We start from the raw sequence: 2,304 nt of genomic DNA on the forward strand, positions 1-2,304 counted from the left end.
ACGGTGACGGCATCCTCGGTGCCGGCGAAACTTCCACAACTACCGCCGCCAACGGCAGCTTTACTTTCCCCAACTTGCCCTCCGGTACTTACAGCGTCCGGGAAGTTGTACCGGCCAACAGCCAGCCAACAACTCCCAACCCGGTTGCAGTGACTCTGGCTGCCGGTCAAACTACTCCTGCTACCGTTAATTTTGGCAACCAAGCAATACCAACACCAACACCAACACCAACACCAACTCCGACTCCGCCTCCGCCTCCGACTCCGACTCCGCTTCCAACTCCGAGTCCCACTCCCGTGCAACAAGGCAGCATCAGCGGTCTTAAATTCAACGACGGCAACGGCAACGGCACTCAGGAGTCGGAGGAAACCGGTCTTTCTGGATGGCAAATCTTCCTCGACGCTAACGGGAACAACTCTTTAGATTCGGGCGAAACTACTGTTACCACTGACAATTCTGGCAATTACAGTTTCAACAACCTCAATCCCGGCGCTTACAACGTGCGGGAAGTGCAGCAGACGGGTTGGACGCAAACGACTACTAATCCCGCGCCGATTAATCTCGGCAGTGGCGAAAGTCGTAGTGGAATTAATTTTGGCAATTTCCAAAATATTAGTATCTCCGGCAGCAAGTTTAATGACCTGAATAACAATGGAGTTTTGGATGCTCAAGAATCGCTATTGCCCAACTGGCAAATCTTCCTTGACGCTAATAGCAACGACTCTTTAGATGCCGGAGAAGTTAACACTTCAACTGATAGTTTAGGTGCCTATATTTTCTCTAATTTAGGGCCGGGAACTTATCAAGTTCGGGAAGTTAATCAACCGGGTTGGACGCAAACGACTGCTAATCCTGCTGATATTATTGCTGTCAGCGGGACTAATGTTGACAATATTAACTTTGGCAATTCCTTCGCGCAAGTGCAACCGCCACCGCAAGAAGGACAAGATGCTGACTGCTTTTGTTCGCAAATTGTTTTGCCCAGTATTGGCAGTGTTCGCGGCCCGAGTTCTGTCACTAATACCCGCAACGGTACTAACGGCAGCGACACTATTCTCGGCAGCAATAACGATGACGAAATCAACGGCTTTAACGGCGATGATTTGTTGGCAGGGTTGCGGGGCAGCGATAATATTTACGGGGGACTTAACAGTGCTTTCCCGGTTGGCCCAGATATAGACCGCGACTTGCTGTTTGGCAATGAGGATAATGATTACCTCAATGGGGTTGCTGGAGATGATTTAATCTTTGCGGGCAAGAACGACGATGTTGTTTACGGTGGCAAAGATGACGACATTATTTTTGGCGACCAAGAGAGCGATACTTTAATTGGCGACCAGGGTAACGATACTATCTACGGGGGAACTATTAACCCCTTCGACCCGGATTTGACTGGCAATGATTTGGTCTTCGGTTTGGCGGGCGATGACTTCCTCAGCGGGGAGAAAAATCAAGATACGATCGCAGGCGGTGATGGTAATGATACAGTGCGTGCTGGCAAGGGCGATGACTTAGTTGTCGGCGAATTGGGCAGCAACCTGCTGTTTGGGGATGAAGGCAGCGATTCTATCTGCGGAGGCGAGGGGGAAGATACTGTGTACGGGGATATTGGCAGCCCTCTGCCCGTCGGTTCCGCTGGCGGAAAAGACCAAATATGCGGCGGTTCGGGCAACGATTTGCTTTTTGGCAATGAAGGTCAAGATACTGTCAACGGGGATACTGGGAACGATACTCTTTACGGCGGTAAGGATGAGGACAGTTTGCTTGGCAGTGCTGGGGACGATTGGCTGTTTGGAGATCAGGGGAATGATACTCTGATTGGAGGTACCGGGAACGATCGATTTATCTTGGGTATTGACCTCGGCACCGAGACTATTTCAGACTTTCAATACGGCATCGATTCGATCGGCTTAGTTGGCGGTCTGAATTTCTCACAACTGAGCATTGTTGCGGAGAATAGTTCTACTCTGATCCGAGTTACTGGTTCCGGTCAACTTTTGGCAACTCTCCGGAATGTGCCTGCAAGCGTGATTACTGCGACAGATTTTGCTCTACTGTAGTGCGATCGAGCTAATTAATTAGGTGAGAATATTGAAGGGACAATTGATTAATTGTCCCTTCAATTTTAGGATTTTAATTACAGCAGATTGCAGGTTTATGAAGTACACCCGCCTATCGAGCGATCGCCGTAAGGAAACGGCAGTGCCGTTTCCCTACTCGACTTTATAACCCACATTCCGCACCCCCAACTGGCACATACGCGAATTGAGGGGGTAAAAGTGAATCATCCGAGATAATAGTGAG

1 protein-coding gene is annotated in these 2,304 nt (G+C 49.6%); it reads left to right on the forward strand.

The genetic code is table 11. The annotated features are described in order from the left end of the window. On the forward strand, positions 1 to 2,060 hold a 2,060-nt coding region (locus tag QUA80_RS24395; RefSeq protein ID WP_333427597.1), incomplete at its 5' end, for an SdrD B-like domain-containing protein. Positions 2,061 to 2,304 lie beyond the last annotated feature (244 nt).

The sequence above is a fragment of the Microcoleus sp. F4-D5 genome (assembly GCF_036704885.1).
Taxonomy (GTDB): domain Bacteria; phylum Cyanobacteriota; class Cyanobacteriia; order Cyanobacteriales; family Microcoleaceae; genus Microcoleus.